Consider the following 25,443-nt stretch of genomic DNA (forward strand, 5'->3'; position numbering starts at 1 on the left):
CGCTCGCGGGAGGATTGCATGCGTCTCGACACCCGGTTCCTGTTTCTCAACATCGGCCACGCGGTCGACCATCTGATGATGCTGCTGTTCCCCGCCGTGGCGGTGATCATGGCGGCGGAGATGGGGGCGAGCTACGCCGAGATCCTGGTGCTCTCCACCGGCGGCTTCATCGCGTTCGGGGCGTTCTCTCTGCCGGCGGGTTGGCTGGCGGATCGCTGGAGCCGGGAGACCATGCTGGCGGTGTTCTTCGTCGGCATCGGCGCCACCACGGCGTTGACCGGCCTGGCCCAGGAGCGCTGGCAGATCGCGGTCTGCCTGTTCCTGATCGGCATGTTCGCGGCGATCTATCATCCGGTCGGCATCGCCATGGTCAGCCAGGGTGCCGCGGCGGCAGGCGGCAAGGTCGGAAAGCGGCTCGGGGTGAACGGGGTCTGGGGCAACATGGGTGTGGCCGCCTCGGCCCTGGTCGCCGGGGCGCTCGCCGATCTGGCGGGCTGGCGCTTCGCCTTCGTCGTGCCGGGCTGCCTCGCGGTGGCGATCGGCGTGCTGTGGATGCTGCATTGCCGCTCGGCGGCGGGGCAGGCGGCGACCCATGCGGGCACCGTGGCGCGCAAGACGGGGGCGCAGCCCGCCGCCGACTGGAAGACGGTGCTGGCGGTGGTCTTCGTCGCCACGGCGTTCGGCGGCTTCATCTTCAACGCGACCACGATCTCGCTGCCCAAGGTGTTCGACGACAAGCAGGTGGCGTCGCTGGCGGTGAGCGGGACGGAGGCCGGCTCGCTGATCGCCCTGGTCTACGCGGTCGCGGCCTTCACCCAGATCGCGGTCGGCCATCTGATCGACCGGTATTCGACCAAGCTGGTGTTCCTGCTGCTCGCGCTCGGCGACGTGGCGGTGTTCCTGGTCGCGGCCCAGGCGACCGGCTCGGTGATGCTGGCGGTGTCGCTGGCGATGATGATGCTGGTCTTCGGTCAGATCCCGATCACCGACACCCTGATCGCCCGCAACACGCCTGAGCACTGGCGCGGGCGGGTCTATGCGATCAAGTACGTGCTGTCCTTTGCCATCGCGGCGACGGCGGTGCCGGCGATCTCGGGGCTGCACGCCTTCGGGGCTGGGTTCTCGACGCTGTTTCTCATCTGCGCCGGGTGCGCGGCGGTGATCACGGTGGCGGTGATCTTCCTGCCCCGCACCCGCCCGCTCGCGGCGCCGCAGCCGGGGGAGTGAGGGGAAGCACCAACCCGTTTGCCGTCTTCCCGGACCTGCGTCGGGACCGAGGGCGACGCTTGCTGGAGCGTTTCAGGGAAGACCTCGAACGCTCCAGCCGCTCCTGTCCTGGATCCCGGCTCAAGGCCGGGAAGACGATGGGGGTAGTTTGGTCCCCCTAGAGCCAAATCTGACCATATTGAATCATTTCATGATTCAATATGGTCAGTGAATTTGCCTCTAAAACAATAAGATAGAGCAAGCTCACACGAGCAGATGTTTCCATCTGATCGTGATTTGTTCTAGAAGATCTTCCCCGGGTTCATGACGCCGTCGGGGTCGATGGCGGCCTTGATGGCCTGCATCAGGGCGACCCGGCTCGGCGGGGTGTAGCGGCGGAAGTCCTCGCGCTTGAGGCCGCCGATGCCGTGCTCGGCGGAGAAACTGCCGCCGAACTCGGCGCAGAGCGCGCTGATCCGGTCCGACATATCGCCCTTGCGCTGGCCCCAGGCCGCGTCGCTCATGCTCTCCGGCTTGCGGATGCCGTAGTGGATGTTGCCGTCGCCCATATGGCCGAAGGTGTTGAGTTGCACGCCCTCCAGCTCGCGCTCGCACATCTCCCTGGCCTGGGCCAGGAATTCCGCCACCCGGCTCACCGGGACCGACACGTCGCAGGAGATCGACCCGCCCTCGCGCCGGCCGGCCTCGGCCTGTTCCTCGCGGATGCGCCAGATCTGGGCGCGCTGGGTCTCGCTCTCGGCGATCACGCCGTCGGTGACCAGGCCGTTCTCCATCGCCTCGCCGAAGATTGCCTCCAGCTTGCCGCGCAGGTCGTCGATCTCCGACGACGTCGCCATCTCGATCAGCACGTACCAGGGTGAGGGCGTGTCGATGGGATCGACGATGCCCTCGATGTGCTTCATCGCCAGATCGATGCAGCGCCGGGGCATCAGCTCGAAGGCGATGACGGTGTCGCCGGACAGCTCGCGGGCGCGCGACAGCAGGGTCTGGGCGGCTTCCGGAGTGGGCACCGACAGCATCGCCGTCTCGCGCAGCTTCGGGGCCGGCATCAGCCGCATGGCGGCGGCGGTGATGATGCCGAGCGTGCCCTCGGCGCCGATGAACAGCTGCTTGAGGTCGTAGCCGGTGTTGTTCTTGCGCAGGGTGTTCAGCCCTTCGAATACGGTGCCGTCGGGCAGCACCACTTCCAGCCCCAGCACCTGCTCGCGGGCATTGCCGAACTTGATCGTGTTGTTGCCGCCGGCATTGGTCGAGAGCGTCCCGCCGACGGTGGACGAACCTTCGGAGGCGAGCGACAGCGGATACAGGCGCCCGACCTCGGCGGCGGCCTGCTGCAGGGTCTGGATCACGCAGCCGGCCTCGGCCACCAACGCGAAATTGTCGGCGTCCAGCGCCCGGATCTTCATCATGCGGTCGAGGGAGACCACGATCGACGGCTGCGGTTCGGTCGGGATCGAGCCCAGGACCAGGCCGGTATTGCCGCCCTGGGCCGTCACGGCGATGCCGGCGCCGTGGCAGAGGCGGACGACCCGGGAGACCTGCTCGGTGCTGTCCGGGCGGGCGACCAGCAGGGCCTCGCCGACCGTGCCGCCGCGCCAGTCGGTGCGGTATTTCAGAGTGTCGGTGGGCTCCTCGAGCCACCCCTTGTCGCCGAGAACCTGCTTGATCTGGCTGATCGCCTCGGCAATGGCCTTGGCCGGAACGGACGACGGCGCGTCGACGTTCATCTGCTTCCTCCGGGTATGATCTTGTTTGTTTCGGCGATCATGCGGCGGCCGGAGCGCGGGAACAAGCCCGCGTCCGCTACCCGGCCACGCGGGGAGCGGTGGTGGCACGGGAAGCGGGCGCAGGCTCCGCCGGTAGGAGTCGGTCGGCGGGAAACGGGGGGCTCAGCGGCCGGTCAGTTCAGGGCGCCGTGGCAGTGCTTGTACTTCTTGCCGGAGCCGCAGGGGCAGGGCGCGTTGCGCTGGACCTTGCCCCAGGTGGAGGGATCCTTCGGATCGGCGCTGACCCGGGAGGAGGCGGAACGCTGGGGCGGGGGCACACCGTCGGTGCCGGTGGCCCGCAGCTCCTGATCGTCCTCCACGGTGCCGATCACGTCGCTGGCCAGGGCCGGATCGGCCCGGGTCTCGTGCATCTCGTGGGCCAGCCGCTCGGCGGCCATCCGCGCCTCGATCTCCTCCGGAGACTGGGTGCGGATCTCCAGATGCGACAGCATGGACGTCACCTGGCCGCGCAGATCGGCCAGCATCGCCTCGAACAGGGAGAAGGCCTCGCGCTTGTACTCGTTCAGCGGGTCCTTCTGGGCATAGGCGCGCAGGTTGATGCCCTGGCGCAGGTGGTCGAGCGAGAGCAGGTGGTCCTTCCACTGCTGGTCCAGCAGTTGGAGCAGGAGCTGCTTCTCGGCCATGCGCATCAGGTCGCGGCCGAAATTGACGGTCTTCTCCGCCATGCGCCGGTTGGAGGTGTCGCGGATGCGCTCCAGGATCTCGCGCTCGGCGATGCCCTCTTCCTTGCCCCAGTCCTGCACCGGCAGGTTGAGGCCGAGCAGGCGCAGCACCTCGGCATGCAGCCCGTCCAGGTCCCACTGTTCGGAGTAGGTGCCTTCCGGGATCGCCCGGGCGACGATGTCCTCGATCACCTCGTGGCGCATGTCGGTGACCATCTCGTGGACGTCCGGCTGGCGCATGATCTCGCGGCGCTGCTCGTAGACGACCTTGCGCTGGTCGTTCATGACGTCGTCGAACTTCAGGAGCTGCTTGCGGATCTCGAAGTTGCGCGCCTCGACCTTCTGCTGCGCCTTCTCCAGCGCCTTGTTGATCCAGGGATGTACGATCGCCTCGCCGTCCTGCAGGCCCAGCTTCTTCAGCATGCCGTCCATGCGGTCGGACCCGAAGATGCGCATCAGATCGTCTTCCAGGGACAGGAAGAACTTCGAGCGGCCCGGATCGCCCTGACGGCCGGAACGGCCGCGCAGCTGGTTGTCGATGCGCCGGCTCTCGTGACGCTCGGTGGCGATCACGCACAGGCCGCCCTCTTCCAGCGCCTTCTTCTTGCCGGACTCGACGTCGGCGGTGATCTCGGCGGTGATCTGCGCGCGCTTGGCCTCGTCCTCGACGCCGTCGAGCGCCTGGGAGAGGCGCATCTCGATATTGCCGCCGAGCTGGATGTCGGTCCCGCGACCCGCCATGTTGGTGGCGATGGTCACCGAGCCGGGCCGGCCGGCCTGGGCGATGATGCGGGCCTCCTGCTCGTGGAAGCGGGCGTTCAGGACCTCGTGCGGGATCTTTCGCTGCTTGAGGACCTCGGCGACGGCCTCCGACTTCTCGATCGAAACCGTGCCGACCAGGACCGGCTGCCCGCGCAGGCGGCATTCCTCGATCATCTCGACGACCGCGTCGTACTTCTCCCGCGCGGAGCGGTAGACCTCGTCGTCCTCGTCCAGGCGGGCGACCGGGACGTTGGTCGGGATCTCGACGACTTCCAGCTCGTAGATTTCCTGGAACTCGGCCGCCTCGGTCAGCGCCGTGCCGGTCATGCCGGCGAGCTTCGGATAAAGGCGGAAATAGTTCTGGAAGGTGATCGAGGCCAGCGTCTGGTTCTCGTTCTGGACGGTGACCCGCTCCTTGGCCTCCAGCGCCTGGTGCAGGCCGTCGGAATAGCGCCGGCCCTCCATCGCGCGGCCGGTGAACTCGTCGATGATGACGACCTTGTCGTCTTTCAGCATGTAGTCGGTGTCGCGCGAGAACAGCTTGTGGGCGCGCAGGGCCTGGTTGGCATGGTGCACCAGGCTGACATTGTTCACGTCGTAGAGCGCGCCGGTCTGCAGGATGCCGGCCTCGGTCAGCAGACGCTCGATCTCTTCGGTGCCCTCGTCGGTGAGGGCGACGGTGCGCTGCTTCTCGTCCTTCTCGTAATGCTCTTCCTTCAGGCTCGGGATCAGCGCGTCGATCTTGCGGTACAGATCGGAGCTGTCGTCCGCCGGGCCGGAGATGATCAGTGGCGTGCGCGCCTCGTCGATCAGGATCGAGTCCACCTCGTCGACGATGGCGTAATGGAATTCCCGCTGGGCCATGTCCTCCAGCCGGAACTTCATGTTGTCGCGCAGATAGTCGAAACCGAACTCGTTGTTCGTGCCGTAGGTCACATCGCAGGCATAGGCCGCCTTGCGCTGGCTGTCGTCCAGGCCGTGCACGATGCAGCCCACGGTCAGGCCGAGGAAACTGTAGATCCGGCCCATCCAGGCGGCATCGCGCTGGGCCAGGTAGTCGTTCACGGTGACCACATGCACGCCCTTGGCGGGCAGGGCGTTCAGATAGACCGGCAGGGTGGCGACCAGGGTCTTGCCTTCACCGGTCTTCATTTCGGAGATCTTGCCCTGGTGCAGGACGATGCCGCCGAGCAGCTGTACGTCGAAATGTCGCTGCCCGAGGACCCGCTTGGCGGCCTCGCGGACCACCGCGAAGGCCTCCTCCATCAGGTCGTCGACCGTTTCTCCGGCGGCCAGACGCTCCCGGAAGGCCGCGGTTTTGGCCTGGAGCGCCTCGTCGGAGAGCGCGGCCATTTCGCCCTCGAGACCGTTGATGGTCTCGATGTGCTTTCGCAAGCCTTTGAGAATACGATCGTTTTGCGAGCCGAAGAGGGCTCTGGCAATGCCGCCGAACATGGATGGTCCCCGAAAAGTGCGCGCGCCAGCCGACGCGGCGGTTCGAGCAGCAGATTTAGGGGGCGAGACCTGCCCTGTCAACGCAAGCGGGGTCCGGGGAAAGTTCGCCGGAAGCGGGCGGATTTATTGCCTTTAGGTCAAGGTTAACCCATTCTTAACCTATCATGGTCGACGCGATCACCCCTACGACGCCCACACGTCCCGTTGCGGTGCAAAACGCAGCGGGGGCCGGAGGCGTGCGCGTGCGCCATCGAGGCGAGCGGCCGGAGGATCCGTCCCGGCGGGTCGATGACGACGGCGACGACACCGCCGACACCGCCGACAACGCCGACAGCGGCGCGACCGACGGCGGGACCGGCCGGGCGTCCGCCGCCAGCCGGGCGGCGATGCGCCGGGCCAACCGTGCCTATGGCGGCGCCGGCGCGGCGGTCGGCCAGCCGGAGGTGGTCATGTCCCGGGCGGCGGCGATCCTGGGCGGCGGCGACCTTGAGGCGATCCTGCGCCGGGCCGGTCAGGCGCTGCGCCAGATGGCGGAGACCCTGCTGGGCGTGCCGCCGGAGCGCACCGCCGGCCTCGCGGATGCCTTCGCGTCCGAAGCCCTGGAGTGGGTGCGCGTCGCAATCGCCCAGTACCGTACCTATGCGGCCGATCACGAAGGCCTGCCGGTCGGCATCTCGTTCGAGGATGTGCGGCTCACGGTCGATGCCGGCCATGGCGGGTTGGCCATCGAGGTCGGCGGCGTGCATTTCCGCCGGGCCTTCACCTTCCGCACCAAGGGCGTGGTCTTCGACATCCGGGCCTCGGGCGCCGTGCAGGATCCCACCCCCGGGTTCTTCGTGGATTCCGGCGAGACCGAAGGCCAGGCCACCACCGCCAACGCCATCGTCGACAAGGCCCGCCGCGACCTGCCGCGCTTCGGTATCAGCAAGGATACAGAGGGGGTCTGCGTGCTGATCCGGGCCGAAGGCAGCGATTTCGACCCGGCGCGCGACGGCGGCTGGGTCATGGACCTGGACGTGCATGTCCCCTTCGACCCGACCTGGAGCGGGTGATGGGCGGCGGGGACAGGTTGCCGCGGCCGGCAATCGTCCCATCGTTGTGTCATGGCTCGCGGTGTACCAGCGCTTTCTTGTGGCCCACCGGGCGATCTGATACGCCTGCCGGCCATCGACGACGGGCCTCGGTCCGTCGTACCGAGCCAGGCTGATCCGAGACGGGCACACAGACCCGTAAAGAAAGTTTCGAAAGGACGTTCCATGCTCTCCCTGCGCCACGCGACCGCCGCCGCTTCGGTGGCGCTCAGCCTCGTATTCTGCGGACCGGTGGTCGCGCAGACGCCGGCTCCCGCCGGAGCCGCCTCCGACGTCGACCCGTCCACCGTGGTCGCCCGCGTCGGTGACAAGGAAGTGACGCTGGGCGAACTGATGGTGATGCGCAGCCAGCTGCCGGCTCAGTATCAGCAGGTTCCGCTGGAGGCGATCTACGAGCCGATGCTGAACCGGGCGGTCGATCAGATCCTGATCACCCGTGCGGCGCGCGCCAGCGGCATCGCCGACCAGGACGAGGTGAAGGCGAAGATCGAGGAGGCGGCCGATCAGGTCATCGCCGAGGCGTATCTGACCCAGACGATCGCCTCGGAGGTGACCGAGGACGCCCTGCGCAAGCGCTATGAGGAGGCCGTCGCCGGCCAGACGGGCGAGGAAGAGGCCAAGGCCCGCCATATCCTGCTGGACAGCGAGGAGGATGCCCAGGCGGTGATCGCCGAACTGAACGACGGTGCGGAGTTCACCAAGCTTGCCGCCGAGAAGTCGACCGGCCCGTCGGCCGCCCAGGGCGGTGATCTCGGCTGGTTCCAGGCCGGCCAGATGGTGCCGGAATTCTCCGCCGCCGCCTTCGCGCTGGAGCCGGGCACCTATACCAAGGAGCCGGTGAAGAGCCAGTTCGGCTGGCACGTCATCCTGCTGGAGGAGAAGCGCACCGCCGATGCCCCGAGCTTCGAGGATATGCACGACCAGTTGACCGCCGAGATGACCCGCGAGCTGATCCAGGCCCGCCTGGAGAAGCTGCGCGGCGACACCAAGATCGAGCGCTTCGGGCCGACCGGCAAGCCGCTGGTCCCGGCCGAGTGACCCGCTGATCCCGCCTCTGCACCCCGCTTAAGCTGACGGAAGAACGACCATGAAGCCGCTGCCGGTTTCCCCCCTGGCGCCGACCAGGAAACAGACCCTGCCGCCGATCGCCGGATGCCGCATGGCGGCACGGGAGGCCGGGGTGCGGTACAAGGGCCGCCGCGACGTTCTTCTGATGGCGTTCGACCCGGGGACCACGGTCGCCGGTGTGCTGACCCGCAACCAGATGCCGGGCGCGCCGATCGACTGGTGCCGCGCGCACCTGCCCGCCGGCACCGCCCGCGGGCTGGTGGTGAACGCCGGCAACGCCAACGTCTTCACCGGCGCCCACGGGGCGATGGCCTGTGCGGAGACGGCGAAGGCGGCGGCGGCGGCGCTGGGCTGCGATCCGTCGGAGATCCTGCTGGCCTCCACCGGGGTGATCGGCGAGCCGATGCGCTACGAGCGGATCGTCGAGCATCTGCCGGCGGCCAAGGCCGAGCTGACGGAGGACGCCTGGGAAACCGCGGCGGCCACCATCATGACCACCGACACCTTCGCCAAGACGGCGTCGCGCACTGCGAACATCCGCGGCGTGCCGGTGACCATCAACGGCATCGCCAAGGGCTCCGGCATGATCGCGCCCGACATGGCGACCATGCTGTCCTTCGTCGTGACCGACGCGGCCCTGCCCGCACCGGTGCTGAAGGCGCTCCTGACCCGGGGCGTGAACCGCAGCTTCAACGCGGTCACCGTCGACAGCGACCAGTCGACCAGCGACACGGTCCTGCTGTTCGCCACCGGCAAGGGCGAGACCCATGTGACGGTGGACGGTCCGGGCGATCCGGCGCTGCGCGATTTCCGCACCAAGCTCGAGGACCTGCTGCACGATCTGGCGATGCAGGTGGTGCGCGACGGCGAGGGGGCGAGCAAGCTGGTCCGCATCGCCGTCACCGGGGCGGCTTCGGAGCGGGCGGCCAAGAGGATCGCGATGGTCATCGCCGACTCGCCCCTGGTGAAGACGGCGATCGCCGGCGAGGACGCCAACTGGGGTCGCATCGTCATGGCGGTCGGCAAGTCGGGCCAGAAGGCGGACCGGGACCGGCTGGCGATCTCCATCGGCGGCGTCGAGGTGGCGCGCGACGGCGTGCGCGTGGAAGGCTACGACGAGGCCCCCGTTACCGCCCACATGAAGGGCCGGGAGATCGATATCGAGGTCGATGTCGGCGTCGGCCGGGGCCGGGCGACCGTGTGGACCTGCGACCTGACCCACGGCTATATCGACATCAACGCCGACTACCGCAGCTAGACGCGCCCATGGCCAAGAACAGCCTTCCGATCGTTCTGGTCGTGGCGGTGGCGCTGGTCGATGCCGACGGGCGCGTGCTGATCGCCAAGCGGCCGGAAGGCAAGAAGCTGGCGGGACTGTGGGAGTTCCCCGGCGGCAAGGTCGATCCCGGCGAGACGCCGGAGGCGGCGCTGATCCGCGAGCTGCGCGAGGAGCTGGGCATCGACACCCATGAGAGCTGCCTCGCCCCGCTCACCTTCGCCAGCCATGCCTATGACGATTTCCACCTGCTGATGCCGCTCTACGTGTGCCGGCGGTGGAAGGGCGAGGTGACCCGGCACGAGCACGCCGACCTCGCCTGGGTGCGGCCGGTGCGGCTTCGGGACTACCCGATGCCGCCGGCCGACGCCCCGTTGGTGGCGATGATCCAGGACATTCTCGGCTGATCCTTCTCCCTCTGGGGTGGGAAGCGATCAGAACAGGCCCAGGATGCGGCGGCGGCTGTTGCGCCGACCGTCGGCCGGATGGGTCTGCGGCTCCGGATGGCGCCGGTTGACGTCGTGATGCTGCCTGATCAGACGCTCGATCTGGTCTCCCGCACCACCGGTGGCGGCATGGGCGAGCAGCAGAAGATGATTGCCGTTCATTTTATCTCTCCTTTCAGGACACCGAGGACTTCGGCCCCATTCGATGACTTGAAATTGGGCCGGATCCCGGGTTATCTCAAACGATGCTTTCTCACTTCACGTGTTAGAAAAACTATCCAATGTCCGCGCGCCGTCTGCCGCCGCTGAACGCCCTGCGCGCCTTCGAGGCCGCCGCCCGTCTGGAGAGCATGAGCCGGGCGGCGGACGAGCTGTCGGTCACCCATGCCGCGGTCAGCCATCAGGTGAAGGCGCTGGAGGAATGGATCGGTCAGCCCCTGTTCCGGCGCGAGCACCGCCGTATCCGCCTGACCGAGGCGGGGGCCGACCTGCTGCCGGTGCTGGGCCAGGCCTTCGACTCGATCGACGCCCGGCTGGCGGATATCAGCGCCACCGGCGGCCGGCGCATGCTGACCATCACCGCCGCCCCTTCGGTGGCCTATCGCTGGATCGTGCCGCGTCTGCCGGCCTTCAGCGCGCGCCATCCCGAGATCGATGTGCGCATCGAGCATTCCACGAGGATGGTCGATCTGCGGCGGGAGCGGGCGATCGATGTCGGGCTGCGCTATGGGCGGGGCGGCTGGGAGGGGTTGGAGCAGCACTGGCTGATCAGCGGCCATGCCCGGCCGATCGCCTCGCCGGGCCTGCTGGCCAAGTACGGCCTGTCGGCGGCGGACCTGCCGCTGCCGGTCGAGACGATCGCGTCGCTGCCGCTGCACCACGAGGAGACGCGGCTGTGGTGGCGCCGCTGGTTTGAGAATAACGGCATGCCCGAGGCGGACGTCTCCTCAGGGGCCGTACTGTACGACGCCGGCTCGATCCTCGATCTGGCCCTGGCCGGCCACGGGGCGGTGCTGGGACGGTTCGCCCTGGCGCGCGAGGCCATGAGCGCCGGCCTGCTCCTGCCGCTGCACGACGCCTATCTGGACGAGGATGCGGGCTATTGGTTCGTGTACGACAAGGCGCGTGCCGACGAGCCGCATATCGCCGCCTTCCGGGAGTTCATCCTGGAACAGATCGGCGAGGAGACCTGGCAGGACTGGCAGGCCTCCGACCGGGACGGAGACTGATTTCAGCCCGGAGTCTCGCCGGTGCCGGTCTCCGTGCCGCCCAGGGCCGATGCCAGACGGCTGGTGGCCGAGCCGGGACGTAGCGGCTTGGGCTGGCTCGCCGCCGGAGCCCAGCCGGTGAGGTAGAGGATCTGGAAGCGGGCCGGGATCCGGCCGTCCGCATCGGCGAAGCGCTCGGCATACGCCTGGGCCACCCCGCCCAGCAGGGCGCGGGTCATCGGCGCGCGATGACGCTCCAGCACCAGGTTGGTCTCGCCCATGCCCCGCAGGTCCCGCATCAGGTGCAGGGCGGTGTCGTAGGTCACGGTGATCGTGTCGGCGTCCACCACGGGCAGGGCGAAGCCGGCGCGCTGCAGCAGGCCGCCCGCGTCGCGCAGATCGGCGAAGGGCGACACCCGGGGGCTGAGTCCGCCGGTCACCGCCACCTCGGCCTCGGCGAAGGCGTCGCGCAGCTCCACCAGGGTCTCGCCGCCGAGAAGCGCCACGAGCAGCAGCCCGTCCGGCTTCAGGGCCCGGCGAATCTGCGACAGGGCGCCCGGCAGGTCGTTCACCCAATGCAGCGACAGCGCCCCGAACACCGCGTCGAGCGAGCCGTCGGCGATCGGCAGGAACTCCTCGTCCAGGGTCAGGGCGGGGCCGTCCGCCGCCCGCTCGGCCGCCCAGGACGGGGCGAGGTCGCTCTGGATCAGGGTGTCGACCTTGCCGCTGGCCCGCAGGGCGCGGCCCAGCGCGCCGGACCGGGCACCGAGCTCCAGCGCCAGCGGGAAGCGGCGCCGGATGTCCTCCAGCCGCTCGGCCAGGCGGTCGGCGACCTCCTCCTCCAGGAAGGCGAACTCCCCATAGCGGGCCCGGGCGCGCTCGCGGCGGCGGCGCAGGAGGGAGCGGTCGAATACGCGCATCGCATCGGTCATGCCCGCCATATGGCGCAGGCGCGGGGGCAGGGAAAGGGAAAACCGGCCTGGGCCTGCCATGGCGGAACCATGGCCGCGCTCTCATCCGTTGCGCCGCTGGCGCGGCGTCTGCTGGACCTTCTGCTGCCGCCGCGCTGCGGACGCTGCGGCGTGGACGTGCCGGCCGACGCGACCCTGTGCCTGACCTGCTGGAGCGCGGTCACCTTCGTCACCGAGCCGCTCTGCGAGGTCTGCGGCCTTCCCTTCGAGATCAGACCGTTTGGCAGTGCCGTCTGCGGCGCCTGTCTGGCGGAACCGCCGGTGTTCGACCGGGCGCGGGCGGCGGTGGTCTACGACGATGCGACCCGGTCCCTGGTCCTCGCCTTCAAGCACGGCGACCGGCTTACCCTGGCCCCGCTCTTCGCCGCCTGGATGGTCCGGGCCGGCGCCGGTCTGATGGAGCAGGCCGACGTGATCGTTCCGGTTCCGCTCCACCGATGGCGGTTATTGTCGCGCCGCTACAACCAGGCGGCGGTGCTTGCGCATGCCCTGGGGCGTGCCACCGGGGTGAATGTTGTCGACAGTTTACTGCTTCGCACCCGTCAAACCCCCAGTCAGGGTCGAAAGTCGGCCGCGCAACGAACGCTAAACGTGCGTGGAGCATTCGCGCTACGGAATAACTGCGATGGGGCGGCGGAAGTGATCGAGGGGCGTCGGATAGTGCTTGTCGACGACGTTTTTACAACGGGAGCCACGGTTTCCGCGTGTACACGCGTGCTCAGAAGGTCGGGTGCAGTGGCGGTCGATGTGCTGACTCTGGCCCGGGTGACATAACTCACACAGATGAGAGCGCTTTGCAAAAAGACCGGACTTTTCTTATCTACTTCCCAGCGACGTGTGCTTCACAGGAGGGGACCGAGATGGCCAAAGCGGCCAGGGTTGAAATTTACACGACCATGTTCTGTCCATATTGCTATCGCGCGAAGTCGCTGCTGGCGAATAAGGGCGTGGATTACGTCGAATACGACGTCGGGGGCTCGAGCGACGCCCGGAGCAAGATGAGCGAGCGGGCCGACGGCCGGCACACCGTGCCGCAGATCTTCATCGCCGGCGAAGGCATCGGCGGATCGGACGAACTTGCGGAACTCGAGCGGACCGGTAAGCTGGATCACCTGCTCGGCGTTTCCCTGGTCTGAGGCACCCGCCTCCCCGGTCCGAGCGCTCGAATTTGACGCCCGGAGGTCCTGGATGACCCGACTGACCGTCGCCTGCGTGCAGACCAACACCACCCGCGATCCGCTCGAGAATATCGAGCGGGTCAGCCCCCTGATCCGGGAAGCCAAGCAGCGCGGGGCGCAGCTCATCACCACGCCGGAAATTGTCGGCATGCTGGAGCCCAAGCGCGATCAGGCGCTGGCCAAGGCGAAACCGGAGGAGACCCACGAGGTCCTCGCCGCCTTCCGCGGTCTCGCCGCCGAGCTGGGCGTGTGGCTGCTGGTCGGGTCGATCTCGATCAAGCTCTCCGACGACAAGATGGCCAACCGCAGCTTTCTGCTGGACGACCGCGGCCAGATCGTCGCCCGCTATTCCAAGATCCACATGTTCGACGTGCAGGTCGGCGACGGCCAGACCTACCGGGAGAGCAACACCTATCGCGCCGGGGACGAGGCGGTGATCGCCGACACGCCCTGGGGCAAGATGGGCATGACCATCTGCTACGACATCCGCTTCCCCTACCTGTACCGCAAGCTGGCCCAGGCCGGTGCCGAGGTGATCTTCGCCCCAGCCGCCTTCACCAAGGTGACCGGCGAGGCGCACTGGCACGTGCTGCAGCGCGCCCGGGCGATCGAGACCGGCTGCTACGTGGTCTCCGCCGCCCAGACCGGCGAGCATGCGGAAGGGCGCAAGACCTACGGCCATTCGGTGATCGTCGGGCCGTGGGGCGAGGTCCTGGCCGATGCCGGCGAGGAGGTCGGCGTCATCACCGCGGAGATCGACCTCGCCCGTGTCGCCGAGGCCCGCGGCAAGGTGCCGTCGCTGACCCACGACCGGGTCCTGGGCGATCCCGTGGTCTACGGCAGCGAGCTGCGCCAGGCCGGCGAGTAGGCGGGCGGCTTTTCCGGCCGTACCGCCACCACGCGCTGCTTCACCGCGTGGCGGGGCGCCTGCTCCTCCAGATCCTCATACGCCACCACCTGCAGCTCCGGGCGCACCGCGATGAGAAGTTCCTCGCGGTGCAGCAGGAAGTTCGGGTTGCTCGGCTTGCCGAAGCGCTCGTTGCCGGCGGCGAAGGTCTCGTAGATCAGCACCCCGCCCGGCGCCACGGAACGCACCAGGGCCGGGAACAGGGGCCGGTGCAGATAGTTGACCACCACCACCCCGGCGAAGCTCCGGCCCTCCAGCGGCCAGGGGCGGCCGCTCTCCAGATCGCGGGCGACGATCTCCACCTCCGGATCGACCGCCATGTCGCTGACCCCGACCACGTCGCGGTCGAGGACGACGACCGGGTGGCCACGGTCGCGGAACATGCGGGCGTGGCGGCCGCTGCCACAGGCCACGTCGAGAACGGTGCCGCCTTCGGGAATCATGGGGGCGAAGCGCGCGACCCAGGCCGAGGGTTCCTGGGTGGCGGTCTCGCGGCCCGGTTCGGGATCGGCCGTCATCGCTAGACCTCCACGCTGGCCGGAACCCGCGCGCCCGAGAAGCCGCAGGCGGGGCTGGCGAGGCGCACGAAGACGCCGGTGATCTCCTGCGGCGTCGGCAGACGGTCCGGATCCTCCTCGGGAAAGGCGGCGGCGCGCATGCCGGTGCGCACCTCGCCCGGATCGACCAGATTGACCCGCACCCGGCTCGACCGCGTCTCCGCCGCGTATGCGCGCGCCAGCGCCTCCAGCCCGGCCTTGGAGGCTGCATAGGCGCCCCAGTCCGGCATCGCACCCTGGGCCGCCCCGGAGGTCACCAGCAGGGCCCGTCCGTTGGGGGAGGCGCGCAGCAGCGGGTCGAGCTCGCGCAGCAGCCGGAAGGTGGCGTTGAGGTTCACCGAAATCGCCTGATCGAACACGGCGTCGGAGACCTCGGCCAGGGGGGCGATCTCGCCCAGCACGCCGTGGTTGGCCACCACCACGTCGAGCCGGCCCAGCTTCTCGCCGATCCGCTTGGCCAGTCCCTCTATGGCGGCCGGCTCGGACAGGTCGAGCGCCAGGGTCGCCACCTGCCCGCCGGCCTTGCGGATGCGCGCGGCGACTTTTTCCAGATCGGCCTGGGAGCGGGCGGCGAGCACGACGCGGGCGCCCTCGGCCGCATAGCGCTCGGCGACGGCCGCACCGATGCCGCGCGACGCGCCGGTGACGAGGCAGGTCAGCCCCTTCAGCGCGTTGCCGCCGGCGGTGATCTCGGCCAGCGCCCGGTCGTCGCCGACCACGCCGATCTGCTCCAGGATGTCGTCGAGCACGAGGCGCAATGTGTCGGCGATGCGGTCGATCTCGCGATGGGTGACGACCAGCGGCGGGGCGATCACCAGGGCGTCGCGCACGGCGCGGACGATCACGCCGCGGCTCTGCATCTGGTCGCGCACCACGGCGCCGACCAGGCCCTCCGGGTCGTACAGGATCTTCGGATCGCGCTGCTGCACCAACTCCACCGCGCCGATCAGGCCGAGGCTGCGCACCTCGCCCACCATCGGTTGGTCGGCGAGCCGGGACAGCGCCGCGGCGAAATGGTCGGACAGGTCGTCGCGTACGCGGCCGATCAGGTTCTCGCGCTCGATGATCTGCAGGTTGGCCAGGGCGACGGCGGCGGCCACCGGATGGCCGGCATAGGTGAAGCCGTGGGCGAGGCCGCCGCTCTTCTCGATCAGGGTCTCGGCCACCCGGCTGCCGATCATGACGGCGGAGATCGGCTGATAGCCGGAGGACAGACCTTTCGCCAAAGCCATGAAATCGGGGGCGAGGCCGAACCTCTCCGCCGCCGACCACGCGCCGAGACGGCCGAAGGCGCTGACCACCTCGTCCAGGGCGAACAGCACGTCGTGCCGCCGGCAGATCTCCTGCACCCGCGCCAGATAGCCCGGCGGCGGGATGATCACCCCGCCGGCCCCCTGCACCGGCTCCACCACCACGCCGGCGACGGTGTCGGCACCCAGCTCCAGGATCTTCTCCTCGATCCAGCCGGCCGCCCGCTCGGCGAAGGCCTCCGCGCTTTCGCCGGGCGCGCCGTGGCGGAACTGGTAGGCGGTGTCCACATGCGCGAACCCGGCCAGCGGCAGCCCGCCCTGGGCCTGCATGGCGAGGGTGCCGCCCAGGCTGATCGTCGCCAGGGTGGAGCCGTGATAGCCCTCCTCGCGGCCGATCATGACCTTCTTGTCCGGCTGTCCCTTCAGCTCCCAGAACAGCCGGCAGAACCGCACGATGGTGTCCAGCGCCTCCGACCCGGAATTGGCGAAGACCACATGGTCCAGCCCGTCCGGCATCAGCTCGGCCAGCTTCGCCGCCAGGGCCGCGGTCGGCGCCGTCGTGGTCTTGAAGAAGGTGTTGTAATAGGCCAGCCGCTCCATCTGCGCGGCGGCGACCTCGGCCAGTTCGGTGCGGCCGTAGCCGACATTGACGCACCACAGGCCGGCCAGCGCGTCGAGGTACAGCTTGCCATCCTCGTCCCACAGGGTGCTGTCCTTGCCGCCGGCCATGACGATCGGCGCGTCCTCCTGCAGCACCTTGGGATCGGTGAACGGGTGCAGGTGGTGGTCGCGGTCGAGGCGTGCCAGATCGGACGGGGTCGCGGGCATCATGGGCCTCTGTCTGCTGTGGCGGTGTTCCTTCGATGCTGGAACGGCCAGCCGTGACCGCTATATTACAGTCATGTCCATGATTGGTTGACCGATGATCCACTACCGCCTGCGCTGTAACGCCGAGCATGAGTTCGAGGCGTGGTTCCAGAACAGTTCGGCCTTCGAGAAACAGGCCGAATCGGGTCTTCTGTCCTGTCCGGACTGCGGCTCGTCCGAGGTCTCGCGCGCCCTGATGGCGCCGGCGCTGCAGGGCACCCGCCGGGAGATGGTGCCGACGCCGGCAGACGCGCCGAGCGGGGAGCAGAAGCAGGTCGCCACCCAGGCGCTCGCCCTCAAGCAGCAGCTCCTCGGCCTGCGCCGCAAGATCGAGGAGAATTTCGACAATGTCGGCGACCGCTTCGCCGACGAGGCGCGCAAGATCCATTACGGCGACAGCGACGCCCGCGGGATCTACGGCGACACCACTCCGCAGGAGCGCGAGGCGCTGGCCGACGAGGGGATCGAGGTCGGGACCATCCCCTGGCTGCGCGACGACGCCTGACCCGGGAGCCTGACATGCATGTGGTGATCTTCGAGGTCGAGCCGAAGGACGGCTGCCGCGACAGCTATTTCGAGATGGCCGCCGCCCTTCGCGCGGAGCTGGAGACAGTGGAAGGGTTCATCTCGGTCGAGCGGTTCGAGAGCCTGGTCACGCCGGGCAAGATCCTGTCCCTGTCCACCTGGGAGGACGAGGCGGCGATCCGGCGCTGGCGCGAGCGCTCGGCCCATTACGCCGCGCAGTCGGCCGGCCGGGACAGCCTGTTCGCCCGCTACCGCATCCGAGTGGCCGAGGTGTCGCGCGACTACGATCGCGAGACCTCGCCCTGGCGGGCGTGACGGGCGGTCTCGCCTCCGACTTGCTAGCTCCACCAAGCGTCTTCCCGGCCTGGCGCCGGGACCGAGAGCGCCGCGTGCAGGAGCGCGCGCGGCAGGTGCTAGAAGGCCGCAGAACGATGAATCCTGGATCCCGGCGCGAGGCCGGGAAGACGGAAGCGGTCGTGGGCGTGGTTTGCCGCTTCCCCCGACATCCTGACGCAGCGCCACCACGCTGAATTCGCCTTTCCTTTCGCCGCCGACAGCTTATCTATCCCTCCATGAGCGACATCGATTCCGAACGCAATTCGTTGGGTGGGCGCGTGCGCCGCTATGCCCGGGTCGGCACCGCTGTGGGCGGGCTTGCCGCCCGGCTGGCCGGCGAGCGCTATCTCGGCTTCAACGTCGACAAGGCGGAGCACGCGGCCGACCTCAAGGCGGCGCTGGGCGGGCTGAAGGGCCCGCTGATGAAGGTGGCGCAGATCCTGTCCACCGTGCCGGACGCGCTGCCCAAGGAGTATGTCGACGAGCTGAGCCATCTGCAGTCGAACGCGCCGGCCATGGGCTGGCCCTTCGTCAAGCGGCGCATGACCACCGAGCTCGGACCCGGCTGGCAGAAGAAATTCGCCGAGTTCGAGCGCGAGGCCGCCTCGGCCGCCTCCCTCGGGCAGGTCCATCGCGGGGTGCTGCACGACGGCCGCAAGGTGGCGATCAAGCTGCAGTATCCGGACATGTCCTCGGCCGTGGAGGCCGACCTGCGCCAGCTCGACTGGGTGTTCAAGCTATATCGGCGCTACGACACCGCGATTGACCCGTCGCTGATCCACACCGAGCTCTCGGCCCGGCTGCGCGAGGAGCTGGATTACGGCCGCGAGGCCCGGCACATGGCGCTGTACCGCCACATGCTGGCCGACGAGCCGGCGGTGCACATTCCGGAGGTGGTGGACGAGCTTTCGACCAACCGGCTGATCACTATGACCTGGCTGGATGGCACGCCGTTCATGAAGTTCCTGGAGGAGAACCCCGATATCGAGACCCGCAACCGGGTCGCCCACAACATGTTCCGGACCTGGTACGTGCCGTTCTATTTCTACGGCGTGATCCACGGCGATCCGCATCTGGGCAACTACACGATCCGCGACGACGGCTCGATCAACCTGCTGGATTTCGGCTGCATCCGGGTCTTCCCGCCAGCCTTCGTGAAGGGGGTGATCGACCTCTACCGGGCGCTCCGCGACGACGACGAGGAGCTGGCCGTCCAGGCCTACGCGAGCTGGGGCTTCACCGATCTCGACCGCGAGACCATCGACGTGCTGAACGTCTGGGCGCGCTTCCTCTACGGGCCGCTGATGGAGGACCGCACCCGCAAGATCCAGGAGAGCGGCAGCGGCCTGTACGGCCGCGAGATCGCCGAGAAGGTGCATGGCGAGCTGAAGCGGCTGAGCGGTGTGCGCCCGCCGCGCGAGTTCGTGCTGATGGACCGCGCGGCCCTGGGTCTCGGCTCGGTCTTCATGCACCTGAAGGCGGAGGTGAACTGGTACCGCCTGTTCCACGACCTGATCGGCGAGTTCGACGTGGACACCCTGACCGCCCGCCAGGACGCCGCCCTGGCCGCCGTCGGGCTCGACCGGCCCGACTGACCGGCCCCGACTGGCCGCCCCCGACTGGCCGCCCCCACGGCGCATGCTAGGACAGATTGTCGCGCCGTCTCGTCCCGCTGGACGATCCGCTGGGGCAAGCGTACCGCGTGCCTGCGCGAATCTGGCGCCGTCCGGCGGTCCGGACTAAGCGCGCGATCGGAAAGCGGGATTGGGCAAATTTCCCCCTAGACGCGCATGCCGCCGGTGCTACCGTTGGCGAAACCAAGACCAAAAACTAATCAAAAAACCCAATACCGGAGGAAACAGCAGATGAAACGCAGCTTCATGGTTGCCTGGGCAATCGTTGCCATGGCCACGGTTGCCTTGGTCAACGGCCCCGCCCGCGCCGAGTATCCCGAACGCCCGATCCAGGTGATCGTGCCCTGGTCCGCCGGCGGCGGCACCGACGCCACCGGCCGGATGATCGCCAAGATCATGCAGGACGAGCTCGGCGTGCCGGTGAACGTCGTGAACCGGACGGGCGGCGGCGGCGTTGTCGGCCACCAGGCCATCGCCTCGGCCAAGCCGGACGGCTACACGATCGGCATCGTCACGGTCGAGATCGCGATGATGCATTGGATCGGCCTGACCGAGCTCAGCTACAAGGACTACACCCCGATCGCGCTGTACAACGCCGATCCGGCCGGCGTGTCCGTCAACATCGACTCCAAGTACAACGACGTCGGCGCTCTGCTGGCTGACGCCAAGGCCAACCCGGGCGACATGAAGGCCTCGGGCACCGGTCAGGGCGGCATCTGGCATCTGGCGCTGGCCGGCATGCTGGTCGAGGCCGGCATGGAGTCCAATGCCATCGGCTGGGTGCCCTCCCAGGGCGCGGCGCCGGCCTTCGCCGATCTCGCCGCCGGCGGCATCGACGCGGTCACCGCCTCGGTGGTCGAGGCCCGTGCGCTGATGGAGGCCGGCAAGGTCAAGGTGCTCGCCGTCATGAACGACACGCGCCTGGACGCCTTCCCGGACATCCCGACCCTGACCGAGGCCGGCGGCCCGGACTGGACGACCGCCGCGTGGCGTACCGTCGCCGGCCCCAAGGGCCTGCCGGCGGACATCCAGGCGAAGCTCGCCGCCACGGTGGAGAAGGTCTACAACAGCCAGGAGTTCAAGGACTTCATGGCGAACCGCGGCTTCGGCATGATCTGGGGCGGCCCGGACGATCTGGCCAAGCACTATGAGACCTCGGATGCCGATTACGGCAAGGTTCTGAAGGCGGTCGGTCTGGCCAAGTAAGGCCGGACCCCACCTCTCCAAACACCTCATCCGGGTGGCGACATGCGGTTCAACGACGCGATCCTCGGGATCGTCCTGATCGGGTTCGCGGCGCTTGCCGCGGCCGGCACCCTGGATTTCCCACGGGTGCCGGGCCAGGACTATGGCTCGGCACTCTTCCCCCGGCTGCTGTGCGCGGGGTTCGCCATCGGCGGCCTGATGCTGATCCTGTCGGGCTGGCGCAACCGGGCGACCCAGCCGCTGCTGGACACCGACGACTGGGCCCGCTCGCCGGCTCACCTGTTGACCCTGGCGCTCGCGGTCGGCGGCATCCTGTTCTACATCCTGGTTTCCGACTGGCTCGGCTTCATCCCCACCGCCTTCCTGGTGGTGTTCACGCTGATGCTCCGGTTGCGCGGCCGGTGGATCAGCTCCGCCGTGATCGCCGCGGCGGTGACCCTCGCAATTCACCAGATCTTCTACGGCCTGCTGCTCGTGCCGCTGCCCTGGGGCGTGCTCGAGTCCGTGGTCTACTGAGGTTTCGATGGACCCCTTCCTGCAAGCCCTGCCGCTGGTCTTCAATCTCGAAGTCCTCGGCACCATGGCGATCGCCGCGATCTTCGGCCTGGTCGTCGGCTCGGTCCCGGGCCTGACGGCGACCATGGCGACGGCGCTGCTGGTGCCGCTGACCTTCTTCATGGACCCGGTGCCGGCCATCGCCTCGATGGTGACCGCCACGGCCATGGCGATCTTCGCCGGCGACATCCCCGGAGCGCTGCTGCGCGTCCCCGGCACGCCCGCCTCGGCCGCCTACGCCAGTGAGGCCTTCGCCATGACCCGCAAGGGGCTGGCGGAACGGGCGCTCGGCACCAGCCTGGTAGGCTCGGCCATCGGCGGCATGTTCGGCACGGTGGTGCTGGTCCTGTCCGCGCCGCAGCTCGCCGAGGTGGCGCTGCAGTTCACCCAGTTCGAGTATTTCTGGCTCGCCTGCCTGGGCCTGACCTGCGCCGTCTTCGTGTCCACGGCGAGCCCGCTGAAGGGCGCGATCTCGCTGATCATCGGCCTGTTCATCGCCACCGTCGGCATCGACATCACCGCCGGCTATCCGCGCTACACCCTCGGCATCCCGGACCTGCTGGGCGGGGTCGCCTTCATCCCGGCGATGATCGGCATGTTCGCGATCGCCGAGATCCTGCGCAACATGGTCGCCGCCCCCAGCGAGGCGCCACCGAAGCTGAGCCGGCTGATGCAGTTGTTCAGCGGTCTCGGCGGGGTGTTCCGGCGCTACTGGAGGGGCGTGGTGCGGGGCAGCGTGCTCGGCACGGCCGTGGGCATCCTGCCCGGCGCCGGCGGCGACATCGCCGCCTGGGTCGCCTACGCGCTGAGCAAGAAGCTGTCGAAGGAGCCGGAAAAGTTCGGCACCGGCCATGTGGAGGGCATCGTCGACGCCGGCTCCGCCAACAACGCCGCGCTCAGCGGCGCCTGGGTTCCGGCCCTGGTCTTCGGCATCCCGGGCGACTCGATCACCGCCATTGTGATCGGCGTGCTCTACGTGAAAGGCATGAACCCCGGGCCGACCGTGTTCATCCATTCGCCGGAGCTGATCTACGGCGTCTTCATCACCTTCTTCCTGGCCAATGTCGTGCTGATTCCGTTCGGCTTCGCCGCCATCGGTCTGGCCCGGCACATCCTGCGCATTCCGCGCGGGATCATCTGGCCGATCGTGCTGCTGTTCTCCACCGTCGGCGCCTATGCCATCGACAACAGCCTGTTCGGCGTCGTGATCATGCTGGTCATGGGAATCCTCGCCTTCGTCATGGAGGAGAACGGCTTCCCGGTCGCGCCGGCGATCCTCGGGCTGGTGCTCGGGCCGATGCTGGAAGGCAACTTCATGACCGCGATGATCAAGGCCGACGGCGAGCTGCTCGCCTTCTTCGAGCGACCGATCGCCGCGGTTCTCGGCGTGATCACCCTGTCGGTCTGGTTCATGCCGCTGGTGATGAAGGTCTGGCGCAGCCGGTCGGCCGACGCCCGCTAAATCACCGGCTGCTCGGCCAGTTTGTCGTCGACCACGCTGAGCACCGTCCGGCCGGGCAGCGCGCCCGGGAACCCGGACAGCAGGGCGTAGGCGGCCGCCCGTGTCGAGGGCGGATGGGCGAAGGCGCCGGCAACGCTGTCGAACCAGGCGAGATCCGTCTCGGCCACGGTGCGCCGGCGCACCGCCTCGGCCGCCGGCCCCCAGGAATCCCAGGGCAGCAGCTCGATCCCGGCCAGGGCCGCGGCATCGCGCAGCAGGCTGCCGGCGGCGAACCAGGCGCCGGAGATCCCGATCGCCGATACCCCGAGGGTCGACGGGTCGAGGGTGCCGGCGCGAACCGCCTGCCAGGCCCGGGCTCCGGTCATGAACCGGCGGCGGGGCAGGTCGGCGATGTTGAAGGTCACGCCGAAGCGGTTGCGCATCCGGGGGCCGAGTTCGGGATCGAACAGTTTCCAGTCGCCGCCGCGCCGGTACTCGCAGACCCAGTGATCGTCCCAGAATCCCGGCGAGAAATAGTCGGCGAAGCCGACGCGGATCCGCGCCTCCACCCCGGCCGACCGCAGGGTGCCGGCGGCGAACAGCGCGAAGTCGCGACACGTCCCGTAGAGCAGATCGGTGGACGCACGCCGTTCGGTCAACGGCCGCGGGTCGCGCGCCACGGCGGTCTCCAGCAGCCGGAACAGGGTGCGGGCGCTGGCGTCGTTCCTGGCCCGCTCCGGCACGCCCGAGCCTTCCGCATGGGCGATGCCAACATGGATCAGGATATTCTCCAGCGCCGTTGCCAGGGCGTGCGGCTCCGATGGCAGCTCCGCCAACCGCCGGGAGAAGCCGCCGGGATTGCTCCAGGCGGTCTGGACGATGTGACTCACGCGGACGCCTCGTTCGCCGTACTGGTTGAGATACTATACGATGAACACGGGCAAACCGAGTATCTGTACAAATATCAGGGTCAGTAGCCCCGATCCAGGTCGACCAGCCCCGTCGGCGTCTCGCCGGCGCGGATCAGGGCGATGTTCTTGGCGAACGCGATCGAGGCGGTCGGCGGGTTCACCTCGGCGGCGATGTGCGGCGTGATGTAGATCCGCGCGTCGCTCCAGAACGGGTGGTCGGCCGGCAGCGGTTCCTGGCGGAACACGTCCAGGGCGGCCGCCGAGAGCTGGCCGGAATCCAGCGCCGGGATCAGGTCCTCCTCGACCAGATGGCCGCCGCGACCGACATTCACCAGCAGCGCGCCCTTGGGCAGCTTGGCGAACAGCTCGGCGCAGAGCACGCCCTCGGTCTGCTCCGTCAGCGGCAGCAGGCAGACCACCACGTTGGAGCGGGCCAGCAGGGCGTCCAGTTCCGCCGCTCCCGACACCGACGCCACGCCGGCGGCCGAGCGCGGCGAGCGGGTCCAGCCGGTATTGGCGATCTCCAGGGCGGTCAGCGACCGGCTCAGATGCTCGCCCAGGGTGCCGAGGCCGAGGATGGCGACATGCAGCTTGCGGTGGTCGAAGGCCTCGCTCATCGGCCAGACGTGCTCGGCCGCGAACCGCTCGAACTTGTCCGCCTTGCGGTGCCAGCGCAGGATCTGCAGCACGATGTGATGGGTCATCGAGCCGGCCATGAACGGGTCGATCAGCCGGGCGATGGGCACGTGCAGCGGGCGCTCCGGATCCTCCAGGATATGGTCGACGCCGGCGCCGATCGACTGGGCCAGCTTCAGGTTCGAGAAGCGCGCCATGACCCCATGCGGCAGGCGCCAGGAGATCGAGACGTCGACCCGGGCGAGGTCGTCGCCGGCGATGTCCAGGGCCGGCCGGGCGTCCACGCCGGGCATCTCGTCCTTCAGTGCGGCGATCCAGGCGGACGGGCCGTCGCCGGTGCTGTGGACGGCGACGATGGGGTTCACGATGGCCGTCATCAGTACTTGCGCTCGCGGCTGACCACGTTGTTCGGCGTCTCGCCGGCGAAGATCCGGCGGATGTTCTCGGCCACCTGGTCGGCGCCGCTCTCGGCATTGGTCTGGGCCGAGACATGCGGCCAGACCTGCACCTTCGGGTGGGTCCAGAACGGATGACCCTCGGGCAGCGGCTCGGTGCGGAACACGTCGAGGGACGCGCCGGCGATATGGCCGCTGTCCAGTGCCGCCAGCAGATCCTCTTCGACCAGTTGGGCGCCGCGGCCGGAATTCACCACGAAGGCGCCCTTTGGCAGCTTGGCCAGAGTCTCGGCGTCGATGATGTCCGTGGTCTCCGGGGTCAGCGGCAGCAGGCAGCACAGGATGTCGGTACGTGCCAGGAACGCGTCGAACTCCGCCTCTCCCGCGAAGCTCGTCACGCCGGCGATCTCCTTGCGGGTGCGCGACCAGCCGGCCACGTCGAAGCCGAGTGCGGCGATGGTGGTCGCCGCCTGCGCTCCGAGCGCGCCCATGCCGAGAATGCCGACGCGCTTCGTGGCGGTCTCCGGCGCGGGCAGCTTCACCCAGCGGCCCTCGCGCTGGAACTGCTCGTATTCCATGCCCTGGCGGTGGAAGCGCAGGACCTGCAGCAGCACCCACTCCGCCATGGCCTGGGCCATCCAGGGATCGACGATGCGCAGGATCTGCGCGCCCTCGGGCAGGTTCGGCTCGGCGAAGATGTGGTCCACCCCCTGGCCCAGCGAGCAGATCGCCTTCAGGTTGGTCATGCCGTCATAGGCGCCGGCCGGGACCTTCCAGACCAGGGCGAACTCGATGTCCTCCTTGTTGCCGACATCCGGCCAGACCCGGAAGTCGAGGTCCGGAATGCGCTTGGCCAACGCCTCGCGCCACTGGTCGGGATTGTCGTTGTCGGTGCGGAAAAGGACGGCGGGCATGGATATTCCTTGTAGCGAGGGTCTTCGGTGCAGGGGCTTCGATGCAGGGTCGGCGGAAGACATGAGAGTAGTCGGGCGGTATGCGCCTGTCGACGTCCTGGGTGCGGTGCAGCGCGCGCCGCGATGCGATTGTGCCGGGACGTGATACCCTGTCGGGCGCGGAAAGCCGGTCAGGACC

General features: G+C 68.7%; 24 protein-coding genes. 15 read left to right on the plus strand and 9 right to left on the minus strand.

Annotated features, from left to right (window positions below):
• The first annotated feature begins 18 nt into the window (after positions 1-18).
• Complete coding sequence (locus BLS34_RS08060; protein ID WP_028793328.1) at positions 19-1,227, plus strand: MFS transporter; 1,209 nt, start codon at positions 19-21, stop codon at positions 1,225-1,227.
• A gap of 281 nt (positions 1,228-1,508) precedes the next feature.
• On the opposite strand, the gene BLS34_RS08065 is transcribed toward BLS34_RS08060, so the two are convergent.
• Complete coding sequence (locus BLS34_RS08065; RefSeq protein ID WP_093149495.1) at positions 1,509-2,954, minus strand: FAD-binding oxidoreductase; 1,446 nt, start codon at positions 2,952-2,954, stop codon at positions 1,509-1,511.
• Between the two features lie 173 nt (positions 2,955-3,127).
• Positions 3,128-5,893: a preprotein translocase subunit SecA gene (gene secA / locus BLS34_RS08070; RefSeq protein ID WP_028793330.1), complete on the minus strand. Its 2,766-nt coding sequence runs from the start codon at positions 5,891-5,893 to the stop codon at positions 3,128-3,130.
• A gap of 242 nt (positions 5,894-6,135) precedes the next feature.
• Here secA and BLS34_RS08075 point away from each other — a divergent pair, with 242 nt between their 5' ends.
• The 4 genes from BLS34_RS08075 to BLS34_RS08090 all read left to right on the plus strand — a co-directional run bounded on the left by BLS34_RS08075 (position 6,136) and on the right by BLS34_RS08090 (position 9,735).
• Entirely contained in the window at positions 6,136-6,945 is an 810-nt protein-coding gene (locus BLS34_RS08075; RefSeq protein WP_028793331.1) for a hypothetical protein, read from the plus strand.
• A gap of 204 nt (positions 6,946-7,149) precedes the next feature.
• Positions 7,150-8,022 (plus strand): peptidylprolyl isomerase, encoded by an 873-nt coding sequence (locus BLS34_RS08080; RefSeq protein ID WP_175474150.1) that lies wholly within the window; start codon positions 7,150-7,152, stop codon positions 8,020-8,022.
• Positions 8,023-8,071: 49 nt separating this feature from the next.
• On the plus strand, positions 8,072-9,310 hold the full coding sequence (gene argJ, locus BLS34_RS08085) for a bifunctional glutamate N-acetyltransferase/amino-acid acetyltransferase ArgJ (protein ID WP_093149499.1): 1,239 nt from the start codon (positions 8,072-8,074) through the stop codon (positions 9,308-9,310).
• Between the two features lie 8 nt (positions 9,311-9,318).
• Positions 9,319-9,735 (plus strand): (deoxy)nucleoside triphosphate pyrophosphohydrolase, encoded by a 417-nt coding sequence (locus tag BLS34_RS08090; protein WP_028793333.1) that lies wholly within the window; start codon positions 9,319-9,321, stop codon positions 9,733-9,735.
• Between the two features lie 27 nt (positions 9,736-9,762).
• Here the strand turns inward: BLS34_RS08090 and BLS34_RS25815 are convergent, their stop codons facing one another.
• On the minus strand, positions 9,763-9,936 hold the full coding sequence (locus BLS34_RS25815; protein WP_175474151.1) for a hypothetical protein: 174 nt from the start codon (positions 9,934-9,936) through the stop codon (positions 9,763-9,765).
• Positions 9,937-10,055: 119 nt separating this feature from the next.
• Between BLS34_RS25815 and BLS34_RS08095 the strand changes: the two genes are divergently transcribed.
• A complete protein-coding gene (locus tag BLS34_RS08095; protein ID WP_093149502.1) occupies positions 10,056-11,003 on the plus strand; it encodes a LysR substrate-binding domain-containing protein in 948 nt (315 codons plus the stop codon).
• Between the two features lie 2 nt (positions 11,004-11,005).
• Here the strand turns inward: BLS34_RS08095 and BLS34_RS08100 are convergent, their stop codons facing one another.
• Positions 11,006-11,914: a methyltransferase domain-containing protein gene (locus BLS34_RS08100; RefSeq protein ID WP_093149693.1), complete on the minus strand. Its 909-nt coding sequence runs from the start codon at positions 11,912-11,914 to the stop codon at positions 11,006-11,008.
• A 69-nt stretch (positions 11,915-11,983) separates the two neighbouring features.
• On the opposite strand from BLS34_RS08100, the gene BLS34_RS08105 reads away from it, so the two are divergent.
• The 3 genes from BLS34_RS08105 to BLS34_RS08115 all read left to right on the plus strand — a co-directional run bounded on the left by BLS34_RS08105 (position 11,984) and on the right by BLS34_RS08115 (position 13,999).
• A complete protein-coding gene (locus BLS34_RS08105; RefSeq protein WP_093149503.1) occupies positions 11,984-12,727 on the plus strand; it encodes a ComFC family protein in 744 nt (247 codons plus the stop codon).
• 86 nt (positions 12,728-12,813) lie between these two features.
• Entirely contained in the window at positions 12,814-13,089 is a 276-nt protein-coding gene (gene grxC / locus BLS34_RS08110; protein ID WP_028793336.1) for a glutaredoxin 3, read from the plus strand.
• A gap of 52 nt (positions 13,090-13,141) precedes the next feature.
• On the plus strand, positions 13,142-13,999 hold the full coding sequence (locus tag BLS34_RS08115) for a carbon-nitrogen hydrolase family protein (protein ID WP_093149505.1): 858 nt from the start codon (positions 13,142-13,144) through the stop codon (positions 13,997-13,999).
• On the opposite strand, the gene BLS34_RS08120 is transcribed toward BLS34_RS08115, so the two are convergent.
• A complete protein-coding gene (locus BLS34_RS08120; RefSeq protein WP_093149507.1) occupies positions 13,966-14,556 on the minus strand; it encodes a class I SAM-dependent methyltransferase in 591 nt (196 codons plus the stop codon). The two genes, BLS34_RS08115 and BLS34_RS08120, sit on opposite strands and share 34 nt — an antisense overlap.
• 2 nt (positions 14,557-14,558) lie before the next feature.
• Positions 14,559-16,673: an aminotransferase gene (locus tag BLS34_RS26195; RefSeq protein WP_245701939.1), complete on the minus strand. Its 2,115-nt coding sequence runs from the start codon at positions 16,671-16,673 to the stop codon at positions 14,559-14,561.
• A 94-nt stretch (positions 16,674-16,767) separates the two neighbouring features.
• Here BLS34_RS26195 and BLS34_RS08130 point away from each other — a divergent pair, with 94 nt between their 5' ends.
• From BLS34_RS08130 to BLS34_RS08155, 6 genes are all read left to right on the plus strand, one after another.
• On the plus strand, positions 16,768-17,217 hold the full coding sequence (locus BLS34_RS08130; RefSeq protein ID WP_028793338.1) for a DUF1178 family protein: 450 nt from the start codon (positions 16,768-16,770) through the stop codon (positions 17,215-17,217).
• A 14-nt stretch (positions 17,218-17,231) separates the two neighbouring features.
• Positions 17,232-17,552: an antibiotic biosynthesis monooxygenase family protein gene (locus BLS34_RS08135; protein WP_028793339.1), complete on the plus strand. Its 321-nt coding sequence runs from the start codon at positions 17,232-17,234 to the stop codon at positions 17,550-17,552.
• A gap of 257 nt (positions 17,553-17,809) precedes the next feature.
• Positions 17,810-19,168 (plus strand): ABC1 kinase family protein, encoded by a 1,359-nt coding sequence (locus BLS34_RS08140; RefSeq protein ID WP_028793340.1) that lies wholly within the window; start codon positions 17,810-17,812, stop codon positions 19,166-19,168.
• A 270-nt stretch (positions 19,169-19,438) separates the two neighbouring features.
• Positions 19,439-20,413: a tripartite tricarboxylate transporter substrate binding protein gene (locus BLS34_RS08145; protein WP_028793341.1), complete on the plus strand. Its 975-nt coding sequence runs from the start codon at positions 19,439-19,441 to the stop codon at positions 20,411-20,413.
• A 42-nt stretch (positions 20,414-20,455) separates the two neighbouring features.
• Entirely contained in the window at positions 20,456-20,929 is a 474-nt protein-coding gene (locus tag BLS34_RS08150; RefSeq protein WP_093149510.1) for a tripartite tricarboxylate transporter TctB family protein, read from the plus strand.
• Positions 20,930-20,936: 7 nt separating this feature from the next.
• Positions 20,937-22,430, plus strand: coding sequence for a tripartite tricarboxylate transporter permease (locus BLS34_RS08155; RefSeq protein WP_093149512.1), 1,494 nt, complete (start codon positions 20,937-20,939; stop codon positions 22,428-22,430).
• On the opposite strand, the gene BLS34_RS08160 is transcribed toward BLS34_RS08155, so the two are convergent.
• The 3 genes from BLS34_RS08160 to BLS34_RS08170 form a co-directional block, all read right to left on the minus strand.
• Positions 22,427-23,299: a transglutaminase-like domain-containing protein gene (locus BLS34_RS08160; RefSeq protein ID WP_093149513.1), complete on the minus strand. Its 873-nt coding sequence runs from the start codon at positions 23,297-23,299 to the stop codon at positions 22,427-22,429. The genes BLS34_RS08155 and BLS34_RS08160 overlap by 4 nt on opposite strands.
• Positions 23,300-23,379: 80 nt before the next feature.
• On the minus strand, positions 23,380-24,333 hold the full coding sequence (locus BLS34_RS08165) for a 2-hydroxyacid dehydrogenase (RefSeq protein WP_051244037.1): 954 nt from the start codon (positions 24,331-24,333) through the stop codon (positions 23,380-23,382).
• Positions 24,333-25,265, minus strand: coding sequence for a 2-hydroxyacid dehydrogenase (locus BLS34_RS08170; protein WP_093149515.1), 933 nt, complete (start codon positions 25,263-25,265; stop codon positions 24,333-24,335). The genes BLS34_RS08165 and BLS34_RS08170 overlap by 1 nt, the downstream gene beginning before the upstream one ends.
• Positions 25,266-25,443 lie beyond the last annotated feature (178 nt).

The sequence above is a fragment of the Thalassobaculum litoreum DSM 18839 genome, from assembly GCF_900102465.1.
Lineage (GTDB): Bacteria > Pseudomonadota > Alphaproteobacteria > Thalassobaculales > Thalassobaculaceae > Thalassobaculum > Thalassobaculum litoreum.

Bases quoted from the DNA above. Each gene is read 5' to 3' on its own strand.
- BLS34_RS08060 (WP_028793328.1), top strand. From the start codon at position 19: ATGCGTCTCGACACCCGGTTCCTGTTTCTCAACATCGGCCACGCGGTC.
- BLS34_RS08065 (WP_093149495.1), bottom strand. From the start codon at position 2,954: ATGAACGTCGACGCGCCGTCGTCCGTTCCGGCCAAGGCCATTGCCGAG.
- secA (WP_028793330.1), bottom strand. From the start codon at position 5,893: ATGTTCGGCGGCATTGCCAGAGCCCTCTTCGGCTCGCAAAACGATCGT.
- BLS34_RS08080 (WP_175474150.1), top strand. From the start codon at position 7,150: ATGCTCTCCCTGCGCCACGCGACCGCCGCCGCTTCGGTGGCGCTCAGC.
- argJ (WP_093149499.1), top strand. From the start codon at position 8,072: ATGAAGCCGCTGCCGGTTTCCCCCCTGGCGCCGACCAGGAAACAGACC.
- BLS34_RS08090 (WP_028793333.1), top strand. From the start codon at position 9,319: ATGGCCAAGAACAGCCTTCCGATCGTTCTGGTCGTGGCGGTGGCGCTG.
- BLS34_RS25815 (WP_175474151.1), bottom strand. From the start codon at position 9,936: ATGAACGGCAATCATCTTCTGCTGCTCGCCCATGCCGCCACCGGTGGT.
- BLS34_RS08095 (WP_093149502.1), top strand. From the start codon at position 10,056: ATGTCCGCGCGCCGTCTGCCGCCGCTGAACGCCCTGCGCGCCTTCGAG.
- BLS34_RS08100 (WP_093149693.1), bottom strand. From the start codon at position 11,914: ATGACCGATGCGATGCGCGTATTCGACCGCTCCCTCCTGCGCCGCCGC.
- BLS34_RS08105 (WP_093149503.1), top strand. From the start codon at position 11,984: ATGGCCGCGCTCTCATCCGTTGCGCCGCTGGCGCGGCGTCTGCTGGAC.
- grxC (WP_028793336.1), top strand. From the start codon at position 12,814: ATGGCCAAAGCGGCCAGGGTTGAAATTTACACGACCATGTTCTGTCCA.
- BLS34_RS08115 (WP_093149505.1), top strand. From the start codon at position 13,142: ATGACCCGACTGACCGTCGCCTGCGTGCAGACCAACACCACCCGCGAT.
- BLS34_RS08120 (WP_093149507.1), bottom strand. From the start codon at position 14,556: ATGACGGCCGATCCCGAACCGGGCCGCGAGACCGCCACCCAGGAACCC.
- BLS34_RS26195 (WP_245701939.1), bottom strand. From the start codon at position 16,673: ATGCCCGCGACCCCGTCCGATCTGGCACGCCTCGACCGCGACCACCAC.
- BLS34_RS08130 (WP_028793338.1), top strand. From the start codon at position 16,768: ATGATCCACTACCGCCTGCGCTGTAACGCCGAGCATGAGTTCGAGGCG.
- BLS34_RS08135 (WP_028793339.1), top strand. From the start codon at position 17,232: ATGCATGTGGTGATCTTCGAGGTCGAGCCGAAGGACGGCTGCCGCGAC.
- BLS34_RS08140 (WP_028793340.1), top strand. From the start codon at position 17,810: ATGAGCGACATCGATTCCGAACGCAATTCGTTGGGTGGGCGCGTGCGC.
- BLS34_RS08145 (WP_028793341.1), top strand. From the start codon at position 19,439: ATGAAACGCAGCTTCATGGTTGCCTGGGCAATCGTTGCCATGGCCACG.
- BLS34_RS08150 (WP_093149510.1), top strand. From the start codon at position 20,456: ATGCGGTTCAACGACGCGATCCTCGGGATCGTCCTGATCGGGTTCGCG.
- BLS34_RS08155 (WP_093149512.1), top strand. From the start codon at position 20,937: ATGGACCCCTTCCTGCAAGCCCTGCCGCTGGTCTTCAATCTCGAAGTC.
- BLS34_RS08165 (WP_051244037.1), bottom strand. From the start codon at position 24,333: ATGACGGCCATCGTGAACCCCATCGTCGCCGTCCACAGCACCGGCGAC.
- BLS34_RS08170 (WP_093149515.1), bottom strand. From the start codon at position 25,265: ATGCCCGCCGTCCTTTTCCGCACCGACAACGACAATCCCGACCAGTGG.